This window comes from Streptomyces sp. NPDC021356, assembly GCF_040641015.1.
GTDB lineage: Bacteria > Actinomycetota > Actinomycetes > Streptomycetales > Streptomycetaceae > Streptomyces.
On sequence record NZ_JBFACU010000043.1, the window covers coordinates 39,528 to 56,244 of the forward strand.

Below are 16,717 nucleotides of genomic sequence, written 5' to 3' on the forward strand. Positions count from 1 at the left end.
CATGGGACGGATTGACTACCTGCACGACCCTGACGCCCCGCCGGCCAACTCGGTCGTGCCCTCCGTCGTGGCGTTCGTCCAGAACGACGCGGGGCAGGTGCTCATGATTCAGCGGTCCGACAACGGGCGCTGGGCACTGCCCGGCGGCGGGCACGACGTAGGCGAGTCCATCAGTGACACCGTCGTGCGCGAAGTCTGGGAAGAGACCGGCATCAAGGCTGAAGTCATCGACGTAACCGGGATCTACACCGACCCCGGGCACGTGATGCAGTACGACGATGGCGAGGTCCGCCAACAGTTCAGCATCTGCTTCCGGGCCCGCCCGGTCGGCGGTGACCTGCGTACGAGCAACGAGACGACGCAGGTCCGTTGGGTGAGCCCCACAGACCTGCCGGAACTTGACGTCCATCCCACGATGCGGCTCCGCATCGAGCACGCCATGGACCGGACGAGGGCAACCCCTTACATCGGCTGACGCTTGGCGGCTGCGACCCGTTCGAGGACACGCGCCGTGCTTGCGCAAATCTCCGGTTCGGCGCGGCGGATGAACGTACCGATCAGGCTGTCCGGCCCGTAGCGGCCAGCGATTTCGTCGATCCGGTCAACAGGGTTCGTCGGGGCACCGTCCGGCGTCGTGTTCATGTCGCAGTAGCAGAGGGCGTCATTCAGGTGCCCGCTCTCGCGGGGGAACTCGCCTTCCAACTCCGCACGCAGCCCGCGGGCCTCAGCCTCCATCCAGGCGCAGGAATGGTGGGCAACGAGGTTCACGACCCGTTCGTCCGCCTGGGCGATCTCGCGGAGGTAGCGAGCGCCGTCGAGTGGGTGAAAGCCGGTCTTGACGAGGTCTGGCGAGTAACCGATGTCGTGCAGGACGGCAGCGGCTTCCAGTAGCGCCGCGTCCTGTCCCAGGGTGGGGGCAATGGTGCGTGCCCGCGCGGCGACCCCCAGCGAGTGCTTCCAGCGGCGCGGTAGCGGCGCGGCAAGGAGAGACTCAGCCAGGGGATAGGCCCACTCTGTCAGCTCCGACAAGCTAGGAACGCTCCTCTCGAATCGGCATGGCGCGAAGTGTCCGCACCCTGCCTTGTCCTCCACTCGCGAGCACGCCGGCGGCCTCCAACCTGTCGAGGGCCTTGGTCACGGTCGGACGCGAGACCCCGAACCGTTCAGCAAGAGCCGAAGCGCTAGGGAATGCTGCCCCGACTTCCAGACGCTCCTCCGCGACGATGTCCGCGATGCGCTCTTCCAGCGGGCGGCGGTCCGTCCGCTCCCCCGCCCGTACGACACGCCAGCGGCCACCCGGCACCGGTTCGGCTACACCATCCTTGTGGAGAGCCGCGAACGCACGGAGAGCGACCCCGCGCGAGATCTTGTACTCACTCATGAGATCCACAGCGGACGGAAGCTCCGTCATGCCCGGGTCCGCCTCAACTCGCGCCTTGACGGCATCGGCGATCTTCAGGAAGGTTCCCCGAGGACTGGCCTGCTGCGACACTCGTTCTCCCTCTCTGTTCACCCGTCGTCGCCCTCAAGAGTCGCATGCCCGGCGGCGGCTGCAGATAGGCGCGTATGAGTGCGCACCCCGGCACGCTGACCCGCGTCAGTTTCCGCACCGCTCGTTGTCCTGGTCTTTGTCCAGTCCGCCAACGGCCGCCAACGTTCAGCCCCGTACGCGCACCTTGTCTGACCTGGCGCGCGGACCCCTATGAACGCCCCCGGACGGCGACGCGGACAGTTGGAAAGCGTGTTGGGGGCAACCCCTCACGAGTTCGAATCTCGTATCCTCCGCCAGGCTGAAGGCCCGGACCGCAAAGACGGTCCGGGCCTTCGTCGCGTCCGGCTTCGGTCGCGTCCAGACTTTCGTCGGGTCCGGGCCTTCCGGCATGTCCCGGGCGGCGCGTGGGCGCGGAATAGGACGTGGTGCGGGGAGGCACGCGGGGAGCGGGTGGCCGGCGGGCCAGCGGACCCGGGACCGGCCGGTCAGCGGACCCGGTGGATCTGCCCCGTCTGCACGCCCTGGGCGGAGCGGACGTACCCCGTCGCCACGCGGGACGCCGGGACCGCCTCCATGCCGGGGAAGAAGGGGCCGTGGGCGGCCCAGGCCTCCTCGACCCCCGTCGGACGCACCGCGTTGATCCGCTGCGGCGGGAGTTCGGTCGCGGCGGCCCGTACGAACGTGTCGACCGCGCCGTTGGCCGCGGACGCCGCCGACCCGGCCTTGTACAGGGAGGACCGCGTCGCCGCGCTCCCGGACGACCAGCTCCTCGCAGACCGGGACCGGGTGCTGCCGGCCGAGCTGACCGCGGGCCGGGACCTCGGCGCGGCGGGCACGGCGGAGAGCCACGGCCATGCCGGTGTCCGCTCCGTCCCGGTCTCCGACGCCCCCGACGCCCCGGTCCACCTGGCCCGCCCCGCCCGTCCCACCCATCCGCGGACGGAAGACTTCCTGGCGGCCGTCCGGGACGTGGTGAGCGACTCGGGGGGAGGTGGGCCCCTCAGAGGGGAGGTGCGCCCCTCAGGGGGAAGGTGAGGCGGACGCGCGGGAGGGCGGGGCGGAAGCCGATGGCGTCGGCTCGTCCTGGGCGGGGTCCGGCGGGAAGGGGCGGCGCACGCGGTGGCGGGGGGCCGTGCGGCGGGGCGGACGGGTCAGGGTGATCTGGCGTACGAGCTGCTGGAAGCAGGCCAGGGACGCCAGGCCCGGCAGGGCCGCCGCCGCCATGTCCACGATCGTCTTGGGTGCCTGGACCACGCACAGGAGCATCGCGATGGACGAGAAGAGCAGCACCACGCACCACGAGTGGACGGCACGGCGGCGGTGCAGTGCGGCGCGCAGGACGGACAGCGAGGCCACCAGCCAGGGCCCGTACACCAGCAGCGGCCACCACGACGCGAGGCCGTCCTGCATCCGGGCGACGGCCACGAGACGCAGCGGGTCGTAGGCGACCATGCCGCCGAAGAAGCTCACCGTGGAGGCGGTCACCGCCGCCAGGGCGCCGATGACATGGCTGGCGGTGCGCACGCCGCTCGGCCGCCTGCGTTCACGGACTCTGCGGTGCCCCCGTGAGCCGGCCCGCAAGGGAGGAAGTTCCGCCGTGATTTCCTGGAGGTTCTCCAATGGCGTGTTCGGCGTTCCGCGGGAGGGCTTCGCTTCGTGCGGTTCCGCCGCATTTCCCGCATTTTCCATGCTTCCCATTGCCACCGGGGCCGCCGGGTCAGCCGGGCTCGTCGATGGCGCCGGGAATTCGGCCTCTACGGGATTTTGCGGCGACTGTCGCTCCATGGCGTCCTGGAGCATGAAAGCCAGTTCCTCGGCCGGGTCCCACGCCGAGTCCGGGGGGACCAGGGGGCCGAGGGTGCCCGAGAAGAACTGGGTCGGGGCCCGGTGCCGGCCGGTGCCGGTACGGGGGCGGGGCTCGTCGAAACCTGCCGGTTCCGCGTAGGGATAATCGGGGGAGTAGCCCGGACGTCGGTCGATACGTTCGTCATACATGCCGCGACCCGGCTATTCGGGTCGCGAGAAGACGGGGCGGCCGTCCGAGCCGACCCAGCGGCGGGCGAGGTCGGCTTCGAGTGCGCTCATCGCGTCCAGGAAATCCCGCAGCAGCGATTCGGTGGCCTTCAGTGCGACGGGGGAACCGCCCCTGCTCAGGGTGCCGTTGACGGCGGACGGCGAGCGCACGGGGGCGGGTAGGTAGGTGTAGGGATCCAACGCCACCGCGTGCCCGGCACTCGCGTCCTCGCGCTCGCGGCCCACGAGCAGACCCAAGTACCCTTCCCTGGATGCCTTAGTCATATCCCGACTAACGCCACCCGACTTCCCCGGATGCGCGGCAAACGGGTGAAGGAATTCCCTGATTAGACCTATATGTGCGATCGGATGCTTCATCCGTTCAGCCGACGAGATGGACGTCCGGCGCCGGCTCCTCGACGGTCGGGTCCCCCTCGGTCGGGCGGGTATTGTTCTTCAGTACCGCAACCATGTGCCGACGGCGACGCAACTCCTCGGCGTCGACCCGCCACATTCTGCACTGGTAGGGCGGCACGAGAATAGAGCCTGCGGTGCAGGCTGAAGCACACACGACCAGCGTCCAAAGGGTGAAGTTCCACATGATTTTTCTCCGTTGGCGCGGCGGCGCGACACCCGCATAACGTCCCGGAATATGCAAGGTTACGGAACAGGAACAAAAAAGCCTCGGGTGGTCCGATTCACGGCTCGGCGAAACGTGTTCGCGAAATACGACTAATTCTTGATCCATACGGTCCTCGCCGCCCTCGCCTGCTCCAGCTCCGACACCCGCACCGTCACCCTCGCGCTCCAGGCTCCGGCGATCGGAACGGTGAGGGAGCCGGTCCCCCAGTAGCCGCCCCGGTCGGTGAGCCGGGCGTCGAGCGGGCCGAGGCGGGCCCGGCGCCGCCGAGGAGGAGCAGGACGAGGAACAGGGAGAGGGACAGAGCGGGGAACAGCAGCCGCTGCAGACCACGGCCGCGCGGACATGCGTGACACGTCTCCCGCACCCGTACTCGGCACCGCCCACCCCGCACCCGTCCTCGGCAGCGCCCCCCGTACTCGTACTCGGCCCTGTTCACCCCGTACCCGTACTCGGCACCGCCCGTCCCCTTCGCCCCCTCACCCCGCCGTCGGGCCACGTCGTTCCACCTTCCCGGACTCGCCGGCTTCCCAAGACGCCAGGACGTGGCGCCAGGACGCCAGGACGTACGGACGCGTAGGGCGAATCGCTCACCACAGCCCGTGCGGGCCGTCCTCCGGCGGGCGATCATCGGGACATGAACGTCACCGTGCACCTCGCCCAGGACCCCGAAGCCGACGCGCTCCTGGGCCGCAGCCCGCTCGCCGCACTGGTCGGGATGCTGCTGGACCAGCAGATTCCGATGGAGTGGGCGTTCAAGGGACCGGCCACGATCGCCCGGCGCATGGGCACCGACGACCTGGACGCGCACGAGATCGTGGCGTTCGACCCGGAGACCTTCGCCCGTCTGCTGTCGGACAAGCCCGCCGTGCACCGCTACCCGGGGTCGATGGCCAAGAGGATCCAGCAGCTGTGCCACTACCTCGTCGAGCACTACGACGGCGATCCCGAGGCCCTGTGGCGGGACGTGGCCGACGGGCCGGAACTGCTGCGCCGCCTGGAGGAACTGCCCGGCTTCGGCAAGCAGAAGGCGCAGATCTTCCTCGCTCTGCTCGGCAAGCAGCTCGGGGTCCGCCCCGAGGGCTGGCGGGAGGCCGCCGGGGCGTACGGCGAACCGGAGGCCTTCCGGTCCGTCGCCGACATCACCGGCCCCGAGTCGCTCGCCAAGGTGCGGGCGCACAAGCAGGAGATGAAGGCCGCGGCGAAGGCGGCGAAGTCCGCCGGGAAGTGACGCGAGGAGGCGGCGCTCCGTCAGCCGGACGGCCTACAGCGGTGGCGACCGCCCCGCGCCCGGTCCCAGCATGGACCATGACCGAGCCACCGAGCGACGGCCCCGGCGGGCCGGGCTACGACGACCGCCGCGTCCACGCGATGCGAGACCCACGAAACCCCCGAGAACCACAGGAGCCACGGGAGCCAGGGGAGTCACGGGAGCCACAGGACCCCCGAGGCGGCCGGGACCCCAGCGACCCACGTGAACCACAGGCCCCTGGGGGACCCGGCGGCGCCGGGAGCGCCGGGGGCCCGCAGACGACGCCTCCGCCGCGCACCGATCCCCGCTACGAACCACCGCTGGAAGGGCCCCTGCACCTGCTCTCCCGCGCCGCCTGGCAGGCAGTCCTCGCCACCGGGGTGGCCGCCCTCGTCCTGGGCATCCTCGTGCTGCTCTGGCCGGGTGCCTCGTTGCTGGCCGCCGGGATCCTCTTCGGCGTCTACCTCGTGGTCAGCGGGGTGCTCCAACTGGTCTCCGCCTTCGGCACGCACAAGTCGACGGCGCTGCGCGTGCTGGCCTTCGCCAGCGGTGCCCTGTCGATCCTGCTGGGCCTGTTCTGTTTCCGCGGCGCCATGCAGTCGATCCTGCTGCTGGCCCTCTGGATCGGCATCGGCTGGTTGATCCGCGGGATCACACAGACGATCGCCGCCGTGCACGACCGTACGGCGCCCGCCCGCGGCTGGCAGATCTTCCTCGGCGTGCTCACCTTCATCGCCGGCATCGTGCTGATCGACTCGCCGCTCGCGTCGGTCGCCGTCCTCACCCTGCTGGGCGGCTGGTGGCTGGTCGTGGTCGGCGTCATGGAGATCGTCACCGCCTTCCGCATCCGCCGCCACGCCCAGCACGTGCCGCGCACCGTCTGAGACGTCAGCACGGCGCCCGGCGCCTACGCCGTGCGGGCGGTTTACCCGGTCGGCGCGGTGAACGGCGTACGGCCGCCGGGGAGATGACCGGCGTGAGCCCCGTACGCGCGCAGCGCGCCGCTCCTGGGCGGCGCGTCGAGGACCGCACCTGCCGAGCCCGACCTCGGATCCTGGTGCCGGTCCTCGTGCCCGCGTTCGGGTCACTGCTCGTCTCGCTGCTCGTGTCGGTGCTCGTCCTGCTGGTTCCCGGCGGGTACGCGGCGGCGTCCGCGGGCTCCCGTGCCGGGACGGCACCCACCACGGGCCCCGGGCCCGCAGGCGGGGGCGGGAACTGGACCGGCGCGGGAAAGAGTGGTGTCGCGGCCGGTGCCGAGGAGGAGGTCCCCGACGCGGCCCCCACGCCCCGGCCGCCGGTACACGAAGACGGACGCGAAGACGGGCGTGACAACGGTTGCGGTGACGCGCGCGGCGGTACGCCGTCCCGGCGCGCGCCTCTGACCGCACCGGCGCCGGGGCGGGCCGCCGCGCCGACGGCGGCAGCGGCGGCCTGGTGCCCCTCCGGGCGGGGCCGCCGCGTGCCGCCCCGCCCGCTCCAGCCCCTCGACATGCTGCGCTGCGTGGTCCTGCGCTGCTGAGCCGGGCCGACCGGGGAGCCGCCCCCGCGGGCCGCTCCTCATCCGGCAGTCAGCCAGACCGACACGACCGTCGAGGAAGTGAAGCGCAGCCATGCCCAGTGACCCGTACGCGGTCCTGCGCGCCCTCGTGCGCGCGGAAGCCGCCCGCAGCACCCCCGAACCCCCGTGCCCGCCCCCGGGGGAACCCGCCGGAAAACCGCACCGCCCCGAGCAGGACGCCCACCACCGGCCCCCGCCGCCACCCGAGACCGCCACCCCCGACCGGGAAGGCGGCTGAGTCCGCGGGGTCCTCCGCGGGCCGGGCGTCGGGGTGCCGGCGCCCGGCTCACCGCCTCCTGCGGGCCGTGCCGAAGAGGGAGCGGGTGATCTCCTTGCCGAGCTGGGTGCCCACGGACCGGGCCAGGGACCTGAACGCCCCGCTGCTGACGACCTGATCGACGAGCGACGGCTCCTTCCCGTGCCCCTTCCCGTGCTCCTTCTCGGGCGCCCTGCCCCGCCCCGTTGCCCGCTCCCCGGCCGGCGCGGGCCGCTCGGCCTCGGCCGCCCGCGAGGCCTGCGCCGCCTGCGCCGCCGTCAGCTTCTCGTACGCCGACTCGCGGTCCACAGCCTGTGCATAACGTAGGTGGAGAGGGGATCCGCGCACCGCGCGGTCCAGGGCGGGGCCGTCGGCCGGGCCCATCAGGGACACGGGCGCCCGCAGCCGGGTGGCCGCGACCGGCGTCGGGGCGCCGCTCTCGCTGAGCACCGTCACCACCGCCTCGCCGATGCCGAGCCCGGTCAGGACCTCCTCCAGGTCGTACGCCGAGTTCGGGAAGGTCCTCACCGTCGCCTTCAGGGCCTTCTGGTCGTCGGGGGTGAAGGCGCGCAGGGCGTGCTGGACGCGGTTGCCGAGCTGGCCGAGGACGTCGGCGGGCACGTCCTTCGGGGTCTGGGTCACGAAGAAGACGCCGACGCCCTTGGAGCGGATGAGGCGCACCGTCTGCGTGATCGACTCCAGGAACGCCTTCGAGGCGTCGTCGAAGAGCAGGTGCGCCTCGTCGAAGAAGAACACCAGCTTGGGCTTGTCGGCGTCACCCACCTCCGGCAGGTCGTGGAAGAGGTCGGCGAGCAGCCACATCAGGAAGGTCGAGAAGAGCCGCGGCCGGTCCTGCACGGCGGGCAGTTCGAGGACGGAGACGATGCCGCGGCCGTCGGCCGCCGTGCGCAGGAACTCGCTCGTGTCGAACTCCGGTTCGCCGAGGAAGTCCGCCATGCCCTGCGCCTCCAAGGCGGTGAGGGACCGCAGGATCACCCCGGCCGTCGCGGCCGACAGCCCGCCGATGCCCCGCAGTTCCTGTTTCCCCTCCTCGGAGGTCAGGAAGGCGACGACCGCCCTGAGGTCCTTCAGGTCGATCAGCTCCAGCCCCTTGGTGTCGGCGTAGTGGAAGATCAGCCCGAGCGACTGCTCCTGGGTCTGGTTGAGTTCGAGCACCTTGGACAGGAGGACCGGGCCGAAACTGGTGACCGTGGCACGCAGCGGTACGCCGTGTCCCGTGCCGCCGAGCGCGTAGAACTCGGCGGGGAAGCCGGCCGGCGCCCACTCCTGGCGCACCTCGGCGGCCCGCGACCTGATCCGGTCGTTCGCCGCGCCGGGCGCCGAGATGCCCGACAGGTCGCCCTTGACGTCGGCGAGGAAGACGGGCACGCCCTGGGCCGAGAGCTGTTCGGCCACGAGTTGGAGCGTCTTGGTCTTGCCGGTGCCGGTGGCGCCGGCGACCAGCCCGTGGCGGTTGAGCATCGCCAGCGGGATGCGGATCTGGGCCTCGGGCAGGCAGTCGCCGTCCCAGAGGAGGGCGCCCAGGTCGAGGGCGGGACCGGTGAAGGCGTATCCGGAGGCGATCCGCCGGGCCTCAGGCGGGAGCTTCGGGTCGTCGCCCGGCGCCCCGGGCGCGGTCTCGCTGTCCCTCATCTCAAACCCCTGTTCAGCCCGTGGTCCTGATTCGCCCGGTTTGCCGCGGCTTTTCCAGCGTCGCACTGCGCTGCCGAGGCTGCGCCCGCAAGCTCTGGGCCGGTAGGCTTTCCGTGTGATCTTCAAGCGCATCGGAAACGGCCGGCCGTACCCCGACCACGGCCGGGAGAGCACCCGGCAGTGGGCGGACGTCGCGCCGCGCCCGGTCCGCCTCGATCAGCTCGTGACGACCAAGCAGCAGCTCGACCTGGAGACCCTCCTGGCGGAGGACTCGACCTTCTACGGCGACCTCTTCGCGCACGTCGTGAAGTGGCAGGGCGACCTGTACCTGGAGGACGGGCTCCACCGCGCGGTGCGGGCGGCGCTGCAGCAGCGCCAGGTGCTGCACGCGCGCGTGCTCGAACTGGGCTGAGCCGGGCGGGCCTCACCTCCGGACCGATCCGCGTCTTCGGCCCCACGACCCGGGTCTCCGCTCCGGGCCTGACCCGGCCCCGACCGCGGCCTGCCGGGTAACGGTTTGGACCTTTCGGGTTCTACTGGGCGATATCCAATGATCATCTAGTAGGAATCGCCGCCCCGGCGCACTACGCTGCGCCCATGAGCATGCTGACTCCCCCCGGCATGGGCGGGAAGTACCGGATCACCGGGAACAAGTACCCGCGGATGCGCCGGCCCCGGCGGCACGGCAGGCTCGCGTTCGTGGCCGCCGCCTCCGTCGTCGCGCTCGGGGTGATCGGCTGGGGCACGCTGCAGCTCATCGACGTCTTCACCGGCGGTGACACGAAGGCCTCGGCGGCCGGTGCCAGGACGCACTGCGCGACCGGCGCGGCGGCCAGGTCCGATCCCTCCCCGGCGGCCACGGCCCGGGCGCTGCCCAAGCCGGGCGGAATCACGGTCAACGTCCTCAACGCCACGCCGCGCGGCGGACTGGCCAAGCAGACCGCTGACGAGCTGAAGAAGCGCGGCTTCCGCATCGGTCACGTGGGCAACGCGACCAAGGAGTTCGACAAGAAGGTCAAGGGCGCCGGGCTGCTCCTGGGTCCCGCGTCGGCCCTCGACAGCTCGCTGCCCGTGCTCGCCACCCAGCTGCCGGGGGCCCAGAGCCGTACGGACACGCGCAAGGGCACCGACGTGGACCTGATCATCGGCGACGGGTTCAAGCAGCTGGCGTCGCGGCCGGCCGCCGAGAAGGCGCTGGCCGCCCTGGCCGCGCCGAAGCAGCCGGCCGGCACACCGCAGAAGGGCTGCTGAGGCGAGCGGCCGGTCACCGGCGGACGGGGCCGGCCCCTTCGTACCGCGGCCCCGCGCCGCGGCGTGCGGTTACTCGGCCGCGCCGTACATCCGGTCGCCCGCGTCGCCGAGGCCCGGGATGATGTAGCCCTGCTCGTTCAGGTGTTCGTCGACCGACGCCGTCACGACCGTCACCGGGGTGCCCGCGAGGTCGCGTTCCATGACGGCGACACCCTCCGGGGCGGCCAGCAGTACCACCGCCGTCACGTCGTCGGCGCCGCGCTTGATCAGCTCCTGGATGGCCGCGACCAGCGTGCCGCCGGTGGCGAGCATCGGGTCGAGGACGTAGACCTGACGGCCGGAGAGGTCCTCCGGCATGCGCGTGGCGTACGTGGAGGCCTGCAGCGTCTCCTCGTTGCGGATCATGCCCAGGAAGCCCACCTCGGCGGTCGGCAGCAGCCGCACCATGCCGTCCAGCATGCCGAGTCCGGCGCGCAGGATCGGCACGACCAGCGGGCGCGGGTGGGAGAGCTTGACGCCGGTGGTCTGCGCGACCGGCGTGGAGATGTCGACCTGTTCCGTCCGCACGTCCCGCGTCGCCTCGTAGGCGAGCAGGGTGACCAGCTCGTCGGCGAGCCGGCGGAAGGTCGCGGAGTCGGTGCGCCGGTCGCGCAGAGTGGTGAGCTTGTGGGCGACCAGGGGGTGGTCGACGACGTGGAGACGCATGTGCCAACAGTAACCGGGCGCCGAAGGCGGCCGCCCGCCCGCCACCGTCCTCGCGGCGACGGCGCCCGCGCCCGCCCGCTCCGGCGCCGTCGTGGCATCAAACCCGCCGTCCGGGGGAAAGCGGTAGGGACGGACTGGGGTGGTGGACCGATGCCTGACCGGCAATCCCGCAAGCATCCGTCGCCGGGCGCACGGCCCGACGCGGCGGACACACCGGCGACGACGGCGCCCACAAAGACCGCCGGAACCACGGCCGGCGGGGCGGCCACGCGTACCGGTGGAGCGGGGGACACCGGTACGGCCGGCGGCCCCGCCGCGGCCCCGGTACCGAGGAGCCGCCCGGAGGCAGGCGGCACGCGCCGCGCCGGCCTGCGCCGGAACACCGGCACCGGCACCGGCGACCCCGACGGCACCCGCATCGGCACCGGACTCCGCCCCGCCCCGAGCACCGGCACGGGCCCCGACCCCCACACCGACCCGGAGACCGAACGCCGTCGGCGCCGCGCCCAGTTCCTGCGCGACCTCGCCGAGGCCCGCGAGCTGCGCGACCGCGTCCAGCCCCGGCGTGCCAAGGCCGCGCGGCTGCGGCACGCGATGCGGATGCGTACGTTCCGCTGGTAGGCCGGCCCGGCGGGACCCGAGCCGCGCCCGGGAGGAGCCGGCGCCGAGGGCGCGGGAGAGACGGGGGAAGAAAGGAAACCCGCGCCGACGTTCCGAGGTGGGCCTGCGTGGCCGCCGGGCAAAGCCGCGTACGATCCGCAGGTGGCGGCAACGAGTGCGCTGGTGAGTCCTTTACCGACGAGCCGCAAAACAGCCGGACACAGGGAGCCGAAGACGTCCCCTGAACGCCTTGTTTCTGTCACGATTCCGAGTGGGTGGGGCTCGGAGCCCAGCTCTTCCCGCCCAGAACCTCCGCCGGGGGGACCCCCAACCGGCACGCCTAAGACCAGTGGGAGAGTCACGGTGTACTTCGCCGCACTGCTCGCGCGCACCGAAGACGGGTGGGAAGCGAGCGACACGGAGCTCGACGATGTGGAGACGCTGTCCGACCTGGCAGAACTGGCCCGTGAGTCCTCGGCCGAGGACGACACGGTGCTCATCCTCATCGAGCAGGAGGACGCGTGGTTCGGTGTCGTCCGCGTGGACGGCGAGGACGACCCTCGCATCTACGTCTCGGACGCCGCCGCCGCGGCCCGCAGTTCGTACGGCGAGATCCTGCTCACCGACGAACTGCTCGGCCGGGAGCCCGGTGACGACGGCCCCGATCTCGACACCCTCGACCTCGACGGCACGGAGGACGGCGAGCCCGCCTCCGGCGAGGACGACGAGGAGGAGCCCGGTTCCGCCGAGGCCATCACGCACAGCCCCTTGGGCGACGGCGAGATCCTCGACGACCTGGGCATCAGCGAGAAGGAGCTGCGCGCCCTGGACGCGGAGGACGCGCTGAGCGCGATCGCCGAGGTCCTGGGCGCCGCGGAGGTCCTGGAGACCGTCCGCTGACCCCGGCCCCGAACCCGGAACCGACCGACGACATGCCGCATCCGGCCGGGCCGCCCCGCCCGGCCGGCACATCCTTCCCCGGCACGTCGGGCCCCGACGCGTCCGTTCCCGGCGCGCCGGGGCGGCCGTCCGGCGTGCCCGACCCGGTCCGCGACCGCTGGCGGGACGCGATGCGGCTCGCCCTGGAGCAGGCCGGAGCGGCCGTCCGGGGCGGGGACGTGCCCGTCGGTGCCGTCGTGCTGTCCGGCGACGGCACGACCGTGCTCGGCGCCGGGCACAACGAGCGCGAGGCGACCGGCGATCCGACCGCCCACGCGGAGGTCCTCGCCATCCGGCGGGCCGCCGAGCGGGTGGGCCGGTGGCGGCTGTCCGGCTGCACGCTGGTGGTCACGCTGGAGCCGTGCACGATGTGCGCGGGGGCGGCCGTCCTCTCCCGCGTCGACCGGATCGTCTACGGCGCGCGCGACGAGAAGGCGGGTGCCGCGGGCTCGCTCTGGGACGTCGTACGCGACCGGCGGCTTAACCACCGGCCCGAGGTGATCGCAGGCGTGCTCACCGAGGACTGCGCCGGACTCCTCACCGACTTCTTCCGCACCCGCTGACCCGCCTTCGTTCCGCACCCGCTGACCGTTTTCGTTCCGCGGCCGCCGGACCGCTGCCACGAACGTCGGACGACGGTCACGGGGCCGCCGGGCGACGGGCGACGGGCGACGGGCCGCCGGGCGACGGGCCGCCGGACCGGCCGGTAAACGGATTTCGGACCACGGCCCCCCGTGTTGTAGGGTCTGTCTCGGTAGCGTGTCCGAGCGGCCGAAGGAGCTCGCCTCGAAAGCGAGTGTGGCGCAAGTCACCGAGGGTTCAAATCCCTCCGCTACCGCTTGTGAAGGGCCCCGTCCATCGGACGGGGCCCTTCGTGCGATCATCGTGCGATCATCGACGGCGCTCGGCTCGCAGCGGTCGACGACGGGGCGGCCGGCGACAGGGGCAACCAGCGACAGGGGGAGACCGCGATGGCGGTGAACGCCAAGAAGATCGTCGTCTATGTGCTCGTGGTCTTCGTGCTGTACGTGATCATCACCGACCCGGCCAAGGCCGCCGACTACGTCCAGATAGGCTTCGAGGGCATATCGGACGCCGCCAAGGCCATCGGCGACTTCATGACGTGGGCCGCGAACGGAGGAAAGTGATGATCCGACACCTGGTCCTCTTCAAGCTCGACGAGGGCGTCCGGCGCGACGATCCGCGGGTCGAGGAGGGCGTGCGGGCGTTCAGGGCCCTGGGCGGCCAGATCGAGGACCTGCGCTTCTGGGAGTGCGGCTGGAACATCAGCGACCGGCCCATCGCCCACGACTTCGCGATCAACTCGGCGGTCGAGGACGCCGACGCCCTGAAGCGCTACCTGGAGCACCCGGCGCACCAGGCGGGCGTGGCCCTGTGGCGGGAGTTCGCCACCTGGGTGATCGCGGACTACGAGTTCTAGAGGTACGGCCACACGGAGCCGTGCCAGGCCCCGCACCGGGATGGTGCGGGGCTTTGTCGCAGCTGTACGCACCTTTAGAGCTAATTCATTCCTCAACACGTGCATATGCGGTGCTTGAACACTTAGCGCATGTCTTGTGATGCTATGACCGCTTTTGACGGATGAGTTGATCGACGAAGAGGTGGCGTTGACCGTGTCGGCCAGTACTGCGCCGCCCCAGGAGGAAGCTCCCGCGCCTGCCTCCGCCCCGGCCCCCGAGAAGCGGCGCGGCGCCGACACCCGGGCCCTCACGCAGGTGCTCTTCACCCAACTGAAGGGGCTGGAACCGGGCACGGCGGAGTACGCCAGCGTGCGCGGGGCGCTCATCGAGGCCAACCTCCCGCTCGTGCGCTATGCGGCCGCCCGCTTCCGCTCCCGCAACGAGCCGATGGAGGACGTCGTCCAGGTCGGCACCATCGGGCTCATCAACGCCATCGACCGTTTCGACCCCGACCGGGGCGTGCAGTTCCCCACCTTCGCCATGCCGACGGTCGTCGGCGAGATCAAGCGGTACTTCCGCGACAACGTCCGCACCGTCCACGTCCCACGCCGGCTGCACGAGCTGTGGGTGCAGGTCAACAGCGCGACGGAGGACCTGACGACCGCCTTCGGACGCTCCCCCTCGACCGCCGAGATCGCCGAGCGGCTGCGCATCAGCGAGGAGGAGGTGCTGTCCTGCATCGAGGCCGGACGGTCGTACCACGCGACCTCACTGGAGGCCGCGCAGGAGGGCGACGGGTTGCCAGGACTGCTCGACCGGCTCGGCTACGAGGACCCGGCGCTCGACGGCGTGGAACACCGCGACCTGGTCCGCCACCTCCTCGTCCAACTCCCCGAGCGGGAGCAGAGAATCCTGCTGCTGCGCTACTACAGCAATCTCACCCAGTCGCAGATCAGTGCGGAACTCGGCGTCTCCCAGATGCATGTCTCGCGCCTACTCGCGCGTAGCTTCCAGCGACTGCGATCCGCAAACAGGATCGAGGCGTAACCGTCACGAGCGAATCGCTCACCAGGTCGGATCCCGACATCTTCGGCCCGAAAGGCCGTCAGACCCCTTTCCGCCAGGGCTGATTCGCATATCGGATGTCGACATGTCACTACAGCGTGTTGCCGACATGTGACATTCTGCGGGAAGCGCGTTTGCCGTGGCTTCGGCTCCGGTATTCAGGTGAAGGCTGAGTTCTCCTCGTCAGAGAACGCGGCCACGACCGTCCCGCGACCCAGAGGGGGTGGCATGTCCGCAGAACAGGGCAGCTCCGAGGTGCTGACGCTCACCAAGAGCGCGGCGCCTTCCCCGGCGCTCGAGCCGATCGACGCCCTCGACGACGTGACGGCCCTTCCGGCCGTCCCGGCTCCGGCCCCGGCGTCCGACGCCTCGGCAGCCATCGACACCCGCACCCTGTCCCGCTCCCTGTTCCTGCGGCTCGCCGTGCTCGACGAGAACAGCCCCGAGCGTGCCTACGTCCGGGACACGCTGATCGAGCTGAACCTCCCGCTCGTGCGCTACGCCGCCGCCCGCTTCCGCTCGCGCAACGAGCCGATGGAGGACATCGTCCAGGTCGGCACCATCGGCCTGATCAAGGCGATCGACCGCTTCGACTGCGAACGCGGTGTGGAGTTCCCGACCTTCGCGATGCCGACGGTGGTCGGCGAGATCAAGCGCTTCTTCCGGGACACCTCGTGGTCCGTGCGGGTGCCCCGGCGGCTCCAGGAGCTGCGGCTCGCGCTGACGAAGGCCAGCGACGAGCTGTCGCAGAAGCTGGACCGGTCGCCGACCGTCGGCGAACTCGCGTCCGTGCTCGGGGTGTCGGAGGAGGACGTCGTCGACGGCCTCGCCGTGGGCAACGCCTACACGGCCTCCTCGCTCGACTCCCCGGCCCCCGAGGACGACGGCGGCGAGGGATCGCTCGCCGACCGCCTCGGCTACGAGGACACGGCGCTGGAGGGCGTGGAGTACCGCGAGTCGCTCAAGCCGCTGCTCGCCAAGCTGCCGCCGCGCGAGCGCCGGATCATCATGCTGCGCTTCTTCGCCAACATGACGCAGTCCCAGATCGGCGAGGAGGTCGGCATCTCGCAGATGCACGTCTCCCGGCTGCTGACGCGGACCCTGGCCCAGCTGCGCGAGGGGCTCATCTCCGACTGAGCCGGACCATCCCTGGCGTGCCGATGGCCGCCGAGGCGCCGCACGGCGCCTCGGCGGCCATCGCGCTGTCCCGCCGCGTCCTCGACGCCCGTCGGCGTCCTCTCCCCCGCTTCCGTCCTCGCTCGAACAGTTTCCGTCCCTGCTCGAACGGCTTCGGCGCCTACTTGAACGCGAGCCAGGCGACGGCCGCGACGACGATCACGGCGACGACGACACCGACGATCAGACCGACCCGCGGGCCGGCGGGCGCCGCCTGCTGCTGCCTCGCCTGGGGAGCGGCCTCGTCGACGAACGCGCGGAACATCTGGGTGCTGCCGGCGGGGTCGTGGTGGCCCTGGGGGCCCTGGGTGTTAGCCATGCCCCGAGACCCTAGCGAAAACGCCGGGCGCTCCCCAAGTGGGGGCCCGTTTCGTCCCGTTGCGGAAAGCGCGGCCGGGCCGGTGACACCGCTCCGGCGGCCGGTTTGCCCCGTCCTGGGGTGAACGGCGCTTCCCGGCGACCACCTCACCCACCGCCACCTGCATATTTACGCTCGCAATACTTGCCTTTGCCAAGTTTTTGCGCCAGCGGACCCCGGTTTGTTTGCCTGCAGCAACCAACCGAACGTATGGTTGCCCCAAGCAACGATTACGGGAGGTGCGATGGCCGAGCGGGCGCAGTACGAGGAGCTTGCGCGTCAGCTCAGTGCCGTCGGCGCCGTGAAACGGGACATGGGGCGGATCCTGCCGCCCGACT

24 protein-coding genes, 1 tRNA gene and 1 pseudogene are annotated in these 16,717 nt (G+C 71.5%); 17 read left to right on the forward strand and 9 right to left on the reverse strand.

Going from position 1 to position 16,717, the window contains the following annotated elements; all coding sequences use genetic code 11:
• Window position 1: 1 nt before the first annotated feature.
• Window positions 2-475 carry an NUDIX domain-containing protein gene (locus tag AB0G56_RS36550; RefSeq protein ID WP_360978752.1) on the forward strand — a complete coding sequence of 158 codons (474 nt, stop codon included), beginning with the start codon at window positions 2-4 and terminating at the stop codon, window positions 473-475.
• On the opposite strand, the gene AB0G56_RS36555 is transcribed toward AB0G56_RS36550, so the two are convergent.
• The 3 genes from AB0G56_RS36555 to AB0G56_RS36565 form a co-directional block, all read right to left on the reverse strand.
• Window positions 463-1,029, reverse strand: a complete 567-nt coding sequence (locus tag AB0G56_RS36555; protein ID WP_360978755.1) for an HD domain-containing protein — start codon at window positions 1,027-1,029, stop codon at window positions 463-465. The genes AB0G56_RS36550 and AB0G56_RS36555 overlap by 13 nt on opposite strands.
• A 1-nt stretch (window position 1,030) precedes the next feature.
• Window positions 1,031-1,492 carry a GntR family transcriptional regulator gene (locus tag AB0G56_RS36560; RefSeq protein WP_360978758.1) on the reverse strand — a complete coding sequence of 154 codons (462 nt, stop codon included), beginning with the start codon at window positions 1,490-1,492 and terminating at the stop codon, window positions 1,031-1,033.
• A 485-nt stretch (window positions 1,493-1,977) separates the two neighbouring features.
• Window positions 1,978-2,124 (reverse strand): hypothetical protein, encoded by a 147-nt coding sequence (locus AB0G56_RS36565; protein ID WP_360978761.1) that lies wholly within the window; start codon window positions 2,122-2,124, stop codon window positions 1,978-1,980.
• A 49-nt stretch (window positions 2,125-2,173) separates the two neighbouring features.
• On the opposite strand from AB0G56_RS36565, the gene AB0G56_RS36570 reads away from it, so the two are divergent.
• Window positions 2,174-2,527: a hypothetical protein gene (locus tag AB0G56_RS36570; RefSeq protein WP_360978764.1), complete on the forward strand. Its 354-nt coding sequence runs from the start codon at window positions 2,174-2,176 to the stop codon at window positions 2,525-2,527.
• Here AB0G56_RS36570 and AB0G56_RS36575 read toward each other — a convergent pair.
• The 3 genes from AB0G56_RS36575 to AB0G56_RS36585 form a co-directional block, all read right to left on the reverse strand.
• On the reverse strand, window positions 2,513-3,487 hold the full coding sequence (locus AB0G56_RS36575; RefSeq protein WP_360978767.1) for a DUF2637 domain-containing protein: 975 nt from the start codon (window positions 3,485-3,487) through the stop codon (window positions 2,513-2,515). The genes AB0G56_RS36570 and AB0G56_RS36575 overlap by 15 nt on opposite strands.
• Before the next feature lie 12 nt (window positions 3,488-3,499).
• On the reverse strand, window positions 3,500-3,763 hold the full coding sequence (locus AB0G56_RS36580; RefSeq protein WP_360978770.1) for a hypothetical protein: 264 nt from the start codon (window positions 3,761-3,763) through the stop codon (window positions 3,500-3,502).
• 124 nt (window positions 3,764-3,887) lie between these two features.
• Window positions 3,888-4,106, reverse strand: coding sequence for a hypothetical protein (locus tag AB0G56_RS36585; protein ID WP_360978773.1), 219 nt, complete (start codon window positions 4,104-4,106; stop codon window positions 3,888-3,890).
• Between the two features lie 676 nt (window positions 4,107-4,782).
• On the opposite strand from AB0G56_RS36585, the gene AB0G56_RS36590 reads away from it, so the two are divergent.
• The 4 genes from AB0G56_RS36590 (at window position 4,783) to AB0G56_RS36605 (ending at window position 7,193) form a co-directional block, all read left to right on the forward strand.
• Window positions 4,783-5,376: an HhH-GPD-type base excision DNA repair protein gene (locus AB0G56_RS36590; RefSeq protein ID WP_360978776.1), complete on the forward strand. Its 594-nt coding sequence runs from the start codon at window positions 4,783-4,785 to the stop codon at window positions 5,374-5,376.
• Between the two features lie 77 nt (window positions 5,377-5,453).
• Window positions 5,454-6,281: a DUF308 domain-containing protein gene (locus tag AB0G56_RS36595; protein ID WP_360978779.1), complete on the forward strand. Its 828-nt coding sequence runs from the start codon at window positions 5,454-5,456 to the stop codon at window positions 6,279-6,281.
• A 92-nt stretch (window positions 6,282-6,373) separates the two neighbouring features.
• Window positions 6,374-6,916 carry a hypothetical protein gene (locus AB0G56_RS36600; protein WP_360978782.1) on the forward strand — a complete coding sequence of 181 codons (543 nt, stop codon included), beginning with the start codon at window positions 6,374-6,376 and terminating at the stop codon, window positions 6,914-6,916.
• 91 nt (window positions 6,917-7,007) lie between these two features.
• Window positions 7,008-7,193, forward strand: coding sequence for a hypothetical protein (locus AB0G56_RS36605; RefSeq protein ID WP_360978822.1), 186 nt, complete (start codon window positions 7,008-7,010; stop codon window positions 7,191-7,193).
• A gap of 48 nt (window positions 7,194-7,241) precedes the next feature.
• On the opposite strand, the gene AB0G56_RS36610 is transcribed toward AB0G56_RS36605, so the two are convergent.
• The gene (locus AB0G56_RS36610; protein ID WP_360978785.1) at window positions 7,242-8,864 is read right to left on the reverse strand and encodes a helicase HerA-like domain-containing protein; all 1,623 of its coding nucleotides are present in this window, start codon (window positions 8,862-8,864) and stop codon (window positions 7,242-7,244) included.
• 115 nt (window positions 8,865-8,979) lie between these two features.
• Here AB0G56_RS36610 and AB0G56_RS36615 point away from each other — a divergent pair, with 115 nt between their 5' ends.
• Window positions 8,980-9,276: a type II toxin-antitoxin system VapB family antitoxin gene (locus tag AB0G56_RS36615; protein WP_003986294.1), complete on the forward strand. Its 297-nt coding sequence runs from the start codon at window positions 8,980-8,982 to the stop codon at window positions 9,274-9,276.
• A gap of 209 nt (window positions 9,277-9,485) precedes the next feature.
• Window positions 9,486-10,115, forward strand: a complete 630-nt coding sequence (locus tag AB0G56_RS36620; RefSeq protein WP_360978809.1) for a LytR C-terminal domain-containing protein — start codon at window positions 9,486-9,488, stop codon at window positions 10,113-10,115.
• 69 nt (window positions 10,116-10,184) lie between these two features.
• Here AB0G56_RS36620 and upp read toward each other — a convergent pair whose 3' ends face one another.
• Window positions 10,185-10,820, reverse strand: coding sequence for a uracil phosphoribosyltransferase (upp, locus tag AB0G56_RS36625; RefSeq protein WP_037862716.1), 636 nt, complete (start codon window positions 10,818-10,820; stop codon window positions 10,185-10,187).
• A gap of 417 nt (window positions 10,821-11,237) precedes the next feature.
• On the opposite strand from upp, the gene AB0G56_RS36630 reads away from it, so the two are divergent.
• The 8 genes from AB0G56_RS36630 (at window position 11,238) to AB0G56_RS36665 (ending at window position 15,982) form a co-directional block, all read left to right on the forward strand.
• A complete protein-coding gene (locus AB0G56_RS36630) occupies window positions 11,238-11,441 on the forward strand; it encodes a hypothetical protein (RefSeq protein WP_360978812.1) in 204 nt (67 codons plus the stop codon).
• A 342-nt stretch (window positions 11,442-11,783) separates the two neighbouring features.
• Window positions 11,784-12,320: a hypothetical protein gene (locus tag AB0G56_RS36635; protein ID WP_360978788.1), complete on the forward strand. Its 537-nt coding sequence runs from the start codon at window positions 11,784-11,786 to the stop codon at window positions 12,318-12,320.
• Between the two features lie 170 nt (window positions 12,321-12,490).
• Window positions 12,491-12,922: a tRNA adenosine(34) deaminase TadA gene (gene tadA / locus AB0G56_RS36640; RefSeq protein WP_360978816.1), complete on the forward strand. Its 432-nt coding sequence runs from the start codon at window positions 12,491-12,493 to the stop codon at window positions 12,920-12,922.
• 190 nt (window positions 12,923-13,112) lie between these two features.
• Window positions 13,113-13,197, forward strand: a tRNA-Ser gene (locus AB0G56_RS36645).
• A gap of 133 nt (window positions 13,198-13,330) precedes the next feature.
• On the forward strand, window positions 13,331-13,507 hold the full coding sequence (locus AB0G56_RS36650; protein ID WP_360978791.1) for a hypothetical protein: 177 nt from the start codon (window positions 13,331-13,333) through the stop codon (window positions 13,505-13,507).
• Window positions 13,507-13,800, forward strand: a complete 294-nt coding sequence (locus AB0G56_RS36655; RefSeq protein WP_360978794.1) for a Dabb family protein — start codon at window positions 13,507-13,509, stop codon at window positions 13,798-13,800. Before AB0G56_RS36650 ends, AB0G56_RS36655 begins: the two co-directional genes overlap by 1 nt.
• 187 nt (window positions 13,801-13,987) lie before the next feature.
• Window positions 13,988-14,827: an RNA polymerase sigma factor SigF gene (locus tag AB0G56_RS36660; RefSeq protein ID WP_360978819.1), complete on the forward strand. Its 840-nt coding sequence runs from the start codon at window positions 13,988-13,990 to the stop codon at window positions 14,825-14,827.
• Window positions 14,828-15,073: 246 nt separating this feature from the next.
• Complete coding sequence (locus AB0G56_RS36665; RefSeq protein ID WP_360978797.1) at window positions 15,074-15,982, forward strand: RNA polymerase sigma factor SigF; 909 nt, start codon at window positions 15,074-15,076, stop codon at window positions 15,980-15,982.
• A gap of 160 nt (window positions 15,983-16,142) precedes the next feature.
• On the opposite strand, the gene AB0G56_RS36670 is transcribed toward AB0G56_RS36665, so the two are convergent.
• A complete protein-coding gene (locus AB0G56_RS36670) occupies window positions 16,143-16,340 on the reverse strand; it encodes a hypothetical protein (RefSeq protein WP_360978800.1) in 198 nt (65 codons plus the stop codon).
• A 283-nt stretch (window positions 16,341-16,623) separates the two neighbouring features.
• Here AB0G56_RS36670 and AB0G56_RS36675 point away from each other — a divergent pair.
• Window positions 16,624-16,717, forward strand: a pseudogene (locus AB0G56_RS36675) (MarR family transcriptional regulator); the annotation flags it as partial.

Coding starts and splice junctions, on each gene's coding strand:
- AB0G56_RS36550 (WP_360978752.1), top strand. CDS start 2: ATGGGACGGATTGACTACCTGCACGACCCTGACGCCCCGCCGGCCAAC.
- AB0G56_RS36575 (WP_360978767.1), bottom strand. CDS start 3,487: ATGTATGACGAACGTATCGACCGACGTCCGGGCTACTCCCCCGATTAT.
- AB0G56_RS36585 (WP_360978773.1), bottom strand. CDS start 4,106: ATGTGGAACTTCACCCTTTGGACGCTGGTCGTGTGTGCTTCAGCCTGC.
- AB0G56_RS36590 (WP_360978776.1), top strand. CDS start 4,783: ATGAACGTCACCGTGCACCTCGCCCAGGACCCCGAAGCCGACGCGCTC.
- AB0G56_RS36595 (WP_360978779.1), top strand. CDS start 5,454: ATGACCGAGCCACCGAGCGACGGCCCCGGCGGGCCGGGCTACGACGAC.
- AB0G56_RS36605 (WP_360978822.1), top strand. CDS start 7,008: ATGCCCAGTGACCCGTACGCGGTCCTGCGCGCCCTCGTGCGCGCGGAA.
- AB0G56_RS36610 (WP_360978785.1), bottom strand. CDS start 8,864: ATGAGGGACAGCGAGACCGCGCCCGGGGCGCCGGGCGACGACCCGAAG.
- AB0G56_RS36620 (WP_360978809.1), top strand. CDS start 9,486: ATGGGCGGGAAGTACCGGATCACCGGGAACAAGTACCCGCGGATGCGC.
- upp (WP_037862716.1), bottom strand. CDS start 10,820: ATGCGTCTCCACGTCGTCGACCACCCCCTGGTCGCCCACAAGCTCACC.
- tadA (WP_360978816.1), top strand. CDS start 12,491: ATGCGGCTCGCCCTGGAGCAGGCCGGAGCGGCCGTCCGGGGCGGGGAC.
- AB0G56_RS36650 (WP_360978791.1), top strand. CDS start 13,331: ATGGCGGTGAACGCCAAGAAGATCGTCGTCTATGTGCTCGTGGTCTTC.
- AB0G56_RS36655 (WP_360978794.1), top strand. CDS start 13,507: ATGATCCGACACCTGGTCCTCTTCAAGCTCGACGAGGGCGTCCGGCGC.
- AB0G56_RS36665 (WP_360978797.1), top strand. CDS start 15,074: ATGTCCGCAGAACAGGGCAGCTCCGAGGTGCTGACGCTCACCAAGAGC.
- AB0G56_RS36670 (WP_360978800.1), bottom strand. CDS start 16,340: ATGGCTAACACCCAGGGCCCCCAGGGCCACCACGACCCCGCCGGCAGC.